6 protein-coding genes are annotated in these 5,420 nt (G+C 64.5%); 4 read left to right on the forward strand and 2 right to left on the reverse strand.

What is annotated here, in order from left to right; all coding sequences use genetic code 11:
- Window positions 1-71: 71 nt before the first annotated feature.
- A complete protein-coding gene (locus BFL43_RS00305; RefSeq protein ID WP_084889738.1) occupies window positions 72-545 on the reverse strand; it encodes a MarR family transcriptional regulator in 474 nt (157 codons plus the stop codon).
- 75 nt (window positions 546-620) lie between these two features.
- Between BFL43_RS00305 and BFL43_RS00310 the strand changes: the two genes are divergently transcribed.
- The 3 genes from BFL43_RS00310 (at window position 621) to BFL43_RS00315 (ending at window position 3,484) form a co-directional block, all read left to right on the forward strand.
- Entirely contained in the window at window positions 621-1,712 is a 1,092-nt protein-coding gene (locus BFL43_RS00310) for an AbrB family transcriptional regulator (RefSeq protein WP_084889740.1), read from the forward strand.
- 176 nt (window positions 1,713-1,888) lie between these two features.
- On the forward strand, window positions 1,889-2,044 hold the full coding sequence (locus tag BFL43_RS28290) for a DUF6131 family protein (RefSeq protein ID WP_240497980.1): 156 nt from the start codon (window positions 1,889-1,891) through the stop codon (window positions 2,042-2,044).
- 189 nt (window positions 2,045-2,233) lie between these two features.
- Window positions 2,234-3,484: a saccharopine dehydrogenase NADP-binding domain-containing protein gene (locus tag BFL43_RS00315; RefSeq protein ID WP_084889742.1), complete on the forward strand. Its 1,251-nt coding sequence runs from the start codon at window positions 2,234-2,236 to the stop codon at window positions 3,482-3,484.
- A 315-nt stretch (window positions 3,485-3,799) separates the two neighbouring features.
- Here the strand turns inward: BFL43_RS00315 and BFL43_RS00320 are convergent, their stop codons facing one another.
- Window positions 3,800-4,147, reverse strand: coding sequence for a hypothetical protein (locus tag BFL43_RS00320; protein WP_084889720.1), 348 nt, complete (start codon window positions 4,145-4,147; stop codon window positions 3,800-3,802).
- Between the two features lie 100 nt (window positions 4,148-4,247).
- Between BFL43_RS00320 and BFL43_RS00325 the strand changes: the two genes are divergently transcribed.
- A complete protein-coding gene (locus tag BFL43_RS00325; protein ID WP_084889713.1) occupies window positions 4,248-5,390 on the forward strand; it encodes an IS630 family transposase in 1,143 nt (380 codons plus the stop codon).
- The last annotated feature ends 30 nt before the right edge of the window (window positions 5,391-5,420 follow it).

Consider the following 5,420-nt stretch of genomic DNA (forward strand, 5'->3'; position numbering starts at 1 on the left):
AAACCGGCTAGACAAGCCGACGCCGAACCGGCCAACTACGTTCAAATTGCAACAGCCCGTATTCCCCTCGCCTACCCCTCGTCGGGCTGAACTTCACCGCCGGATTCCGCGAGCCGCCGCAGCACCGGGATGCAGAGCATCAGGAGCCCACGCTCGATGTCGGGGAGAGTGTTGATCGCCTGGGCCAGCCACTCGTCACGCTGACGGCGATCCGAGGCCAGTAATGGGTGGGCGTCCGCGGTCAGTTCGACGAGCTGACGACGCCGGTCATCGGGGTCGGCGCGACGGGTGATGAGGCCGAGCTCCTCGAGTCTGTTCATGCTCAGCGTCAGAGACTGCACCTTGACCTGCGCGCGTTCGGCGAGTTCGGCCACGGTGCTGACGCCATGACGGTCCAGGTCTCCGAGGATCGCGACCTGCGTCATCGTCATCCCGTGCGCCGGCCGGTGTCGTCTGGCCTGGCGGGTCACGGCCATCATTGCTTCGCGCAACGACGTGGCCTCCTCGGTGCCGACGGTGCGCAGGTGAGCCCCTGACTGATGCATACCAAGACAATACTTGGTATCTGCCGCTATTTGTCCACTTCGCGGCGATCGATTAGCAAGCGTAGACTCATGACAATGCTGCGGTGGATCGGATTGATGGTGATCACCGGCGGAGCGTCCATCGGACTGTCCGCCGTCGGTGTGCCGTCGGCGGCGTTGTTCGCCGGGCTCGTGGTCGCCGCTGCGCTGGCCATCGTCGGCTGGGGACCCCGGGCTCGCGGCGACAAACCGCCGATGCCCCGCTCGATCGGACTGGCCGCGCAAGGCGTGCTCGGCGTCTACATCGGGACCCTCATCTCCCCCGACACCCTCGCAGGCCTCGGGTCGCACTGGCCTGCGGTCCTGGCGATGGCGTTCGTGACCCTCGCACTCTCGGTGATCGGCGGCGCACTGCTCGGCCTACACCGCCGGGTCGACCCGCTCACCGGATCGTTGGCCCTGGTCGCCGGTGGCGCCTCGGGACTGGTTGCCCTCGCCAGGGAACTTGGAGGCGACGAGCGCATCGTCGCCGTGATCCAGTACCTGCGGGTCGCGATCATCACCATGTCGATGCCGCTCGTGGCGATATTCGTGTTCCACGAATCGATTTCGGGCGGCAGTGAGTTCTCCGGCAACACCGGCAACCCGTGGTGGGGCCTGCTCATGCTCGTGGTCTGCATGGTCGGCGGCTACTTCGCGGGCCGGCTGATCCGCCTTCCCGCTGCAGGCCTGCTCGGACCCCTGATCCTGTCCGTGGCCGGTCAGCTGCTCGGCATCACCTCGGCGGCCGCGGTCCCGATCATCCTCGTGCAGTTGGCTTATGCGGCGATCGGGTGGCAGGCGGGTTTGGGTTTCACCAGGGCCTCGCTGGTTGCGATCGGGAAGATCCTCCCGCTGGCAACCCTTCTCATCGTCGTCATCGCAGCGGCGTGCGCCGGGTTGGGTGTGCTGCTGAGCCTGTGGACCGGCGAGTCGATGTTCGACTGCTACCTCGCGACGACGCCGGGCGGGATCTACGCGGTACTGGCGACGGCGTCGGCAACCGGAGGCAATATCGCCTTCATCGTGGCCGCCCAGATGATCCGGGTCCTCATCATGCTGTTCATCGCGCCGTTCGCGGCTCGGGGCTATCACTGGTGGCTTCGCCGCAGACGGGCCGCAGCACCGGATGATCTGGTGCCCGTCTGACCCGGGCGACGGCCCGATCAAATTTCTTTGCAAAAGTAGGTTTATGTTCCGGACACAGGGGTATTCCATCTGAGCGTGACCCCCGGCCCAGCAGCCGTGCAAGGACAATGGGGGTTCGTAGGTGTGAGCGGATCAGTCCGCGGACGCCTCCAACTCGGGGTGTATGGAGATCAACGATGATCATTCTCGGTTTACTTCTTCTTATTCTCGGAGTCGTCTTCGGGATCTCAATTCTCTGGACCATCGGTATCGTGCTGATCGTCATCGGAGCGGTTCTCTGGATCCTCGGCGCAACCGGCCGCAAGGTCGGCGGGCGTGCGCACTACTACTAGACACCGATTGAGCGAGTGACACTGCCGGGTAGGGGCCCGCACAGTCACGACTGACTCAGGTGGCGCGGTACGACGGGACATTCCCGCGGTACCGCGCCACAGTCATCTGCGCCACAGTCATCTGGGCGAAATTCTTTCTGGGGATCGGCGACCGGCGTCGTCGCCCTACCAATCAGTAAGGTCGTGTTCATGAGTGATCGCGAGTTCGACGTCATCGTTTACGGGGCCACGGGTTTTGTCGGCAAGCTGACCGCCGAGTACCTGGCCAAACACGCTCCCGCCGGCACCAAGGTCGCGCTGGCGGGCCGCAGCGAGCACAAGCTCGCGCAAGTTCGATTCAACCTTCCCGCACCGGCGAACGAGTGGCCGCTGGTGATCGCCGACAGCAACTCACCGGCCTCGCTCGACGCGATGGCCGCGCGCACCCGCGTCGTCTGCACCACCGTCGGTCCCTACCTCAAGTACGGCGAGAACGTCCTCGCCGCCACCGTCAACGCCGGCACCGACTACGTCGACCTCACCGGCGAGGTGCCGTTCGTACGACTGTCCATCGACAAGTTCCACGATCAAGCGGCCTCGAACGGCGCCCGAATCGTCCACTCCTGTGGATTCGATTCCGTCCCTTCCGATATCGGCGCCTACCTCCTCCACAAGAAGGTCGCCGAGGACGGCGAGGGCACCATGGGTGACACGACCATGGTCGTGCGTAGTTTCCGCGGCGGGATCAGCGGCGGCACCGTCGACTCGATGCGGGTCATCGCCAAGGAAGCCGGAGATGCGAACACCCGTCGCACACTGCTCGACCCACACGCCCTGTCCACCGAGCCGGGCGGATATGCCGGCATCAAACGCAGTGCCGAGCCCAGCGACATGGCCATGGTCAGCGGATCCAAGGTCGATCCGAGCCTGCGAGGCACCCTTGCCCCATTCTTCATGGCAAGTTACAACACCCGCATCGTGCGCCGCAGCAACGCCATTCTCGACAACGCGTACGGCAAGGACTTCCACTACGGCGAGGCCATGTACGTCGGTGGCATCCCCGGTGTCTCGACGGCCATCGCCGGCGCCGTCACCGCAGGAACCGCCGCGTTCCTCGGCGCGATGTCGATCGGGCCCATCCGCAGTGTCCTCGACCGGTTGCTCCCCAAGCCCGGCGAGGGACCGTCCGAGAAGGCCAGGGAGACCGGTCACTTCACCACCGAGACCTACACGACCACCACCACGGGTAAGCGCTATCGCTCGCGGATGGTCGCGAAGGGCGATCCCGGGTACAAAGCCACGGCGGTGATGCTCGCCGAGAGCGCTCTGTCGCTCGCCCTGCACCGCGACGATCTCCCCCCGCGCACCGGAGTCCTCACCACCGCAGCGGCCATTGGCGACGTGCTCATCGAACGCCTCCGCAGCGCCGGCTTCCGGTTGGAGACCGAGCGCCTCAGCTGAATCTGCTCCACTTCTAGAAGGATGCTCCACTTCCAGAGCCCTGGAAGTGGAGCATTTCTCTGTAAGCGGAGCAGATTAGTGGAGCTCACGGCGCTCACTGAAACTGCTCACTTGTGTGGCGCCGCCAACAAGGGCGGGCCTTCCTTAGTGCTGATGGTCTCTGACCACTCACCAGCTCGAGGAAGGCCCGCTTTTCGATGTTCACACAGGAGGTATCAGCGGAAGCAAGCGCCCTGCAGAATTAGGGATAGACGGTCTCGGCGATCAAGCGGCATCTGGGCCGCACCTGCAGTCGACACTAAGTGGTCTGAGCCGTTAGTTCGTCGGGGGTATTTGCCAGGCTGTCGGGTCGCCGAGGTAGAGCCCGCATGCGGTGTCGAGTGCGTCTTCAGGGCTGCCGGTGAAGTCGCCTGTAGGCAGCAGCGAATCTTCGTACTTGCCCTTGGACGCGAGGTGGATCGCGAAGCCCCATCTGCTAGCGGAGCCGTTGTATCGCAGCCGCATCAACACCAGGACCGACTCGTCCGGTAGTACACCGTCGACGTAGGCGAACGCGCCACGAAATCGGACGTTGACTCGCGCGAGTTGCGGCCACCTCGTTCGGGCGTGGCCGCTGAGCTTGAGGCGCAGTGAGCTTTTCGTCGATTCCGGTGGTGTCGGCACGCATCCGATCGTGCCCGATCCGTGTGGTCCACCCAACATTTCGCGGATCATCGGCGTGCCGCGGCCCGAGACAGGTGTGACTCAGGTGTCCTTTTGAGGCATGAGTGACAAAACCGCTCGACCCTCGGCCTGCGTGATCGTCCTGTCCACCAGCGACCGTCAGGTTCTCGAAACATGGGTGAGGTGTGGGTCGACACCGCAGAAGACAGTGCTGCGGTCTCTGATCGTGCTGCTCGCCGCGGACGGCTGCACCAACGCAAGTATCGCCATCGAACTCGACGTTCATCCCGACACGGTCCGTAAGTGGCGCAGCCGGTTCCACCATCACGGTATCGATGCCCTCGCCGACGCACCACGGTCGGGCCGGCCACCGATCTACACCCCCGCTGACATCGCTGCAGTGAAAGCGTGGGCGTGTCAGATCCCGGCCGATCACGATATTCCGATCGCACGGTGGTCCACCCCGGAACTCGCCGCCCAACTCGCACGCGACGGCATGACCGTCTCGGTGTCGACGGTGCGCCGGTGGCTGGACGAGGATGCGCTCAAACCGTGGCAGCATCGCTCCTGGATCGCCGCCCGCGACCCGAACTTCGAGATGAGAGCATCTGTCGTTCTCGACCTGTACGCACGCCGCTACGCAGGCAAACCGTTGGGCAGCAACGAGTTTGTGATCTCGGCCGATGAAAAGCCGTCGATCCAAGCCCGCGACCGCTGCCACCGCACCACCGCCGCCGCACCAGGTCGCCCGATGCGCGTCAGCCACGACTACCGCCGCCGCGGCGCGCTCACCTACCTCGCTGCCTACGACGTCCACACCGCACGGGTCTTCGGCCGCTGCGAGCAAAGCACCGGCATCACCGAGTTCACCGCCCTCGTCGATCAGGTCATGACGAGCGAACCGTACGCGTCCGCCGACCGGGTGTTTTGGGTCGTCGACAACGGCTCCTCGCACCGCGGACAAGCATCGATCGACCGCCTCACCGCCCGATACCCGAACGCGGTCATGGTGCACACCCCGGTGCACGCATCATGGCTCAACCAAGTCGAGATCTACTTTTCCATCGTCCAACGCAAAGTCCTCACGCCCAATGACTTTCCCGACCTCACCTCAGTCGAGAACCGGTTGCACACCTTCGCCGAACGCTACAACCGCACCGCCGAACCCTTCGCCTGGAAATACACCCGCCGGGACCTCCACCGCCAACTCAAACTGATCGATCAAAGCAGCGAGGCGGCATGACCCCCCGACGAACTAACGGCTCAGACCACT

The sequence above is a fragment of the Williamsia sp. 1135 genome, from assembly GCF_002095395.1.
Classification (GTDB): Bacteria; Actinomycetota; Actinomycetes; order Mycobacteriales; family Mycobacteriaceae; genus Williamsia.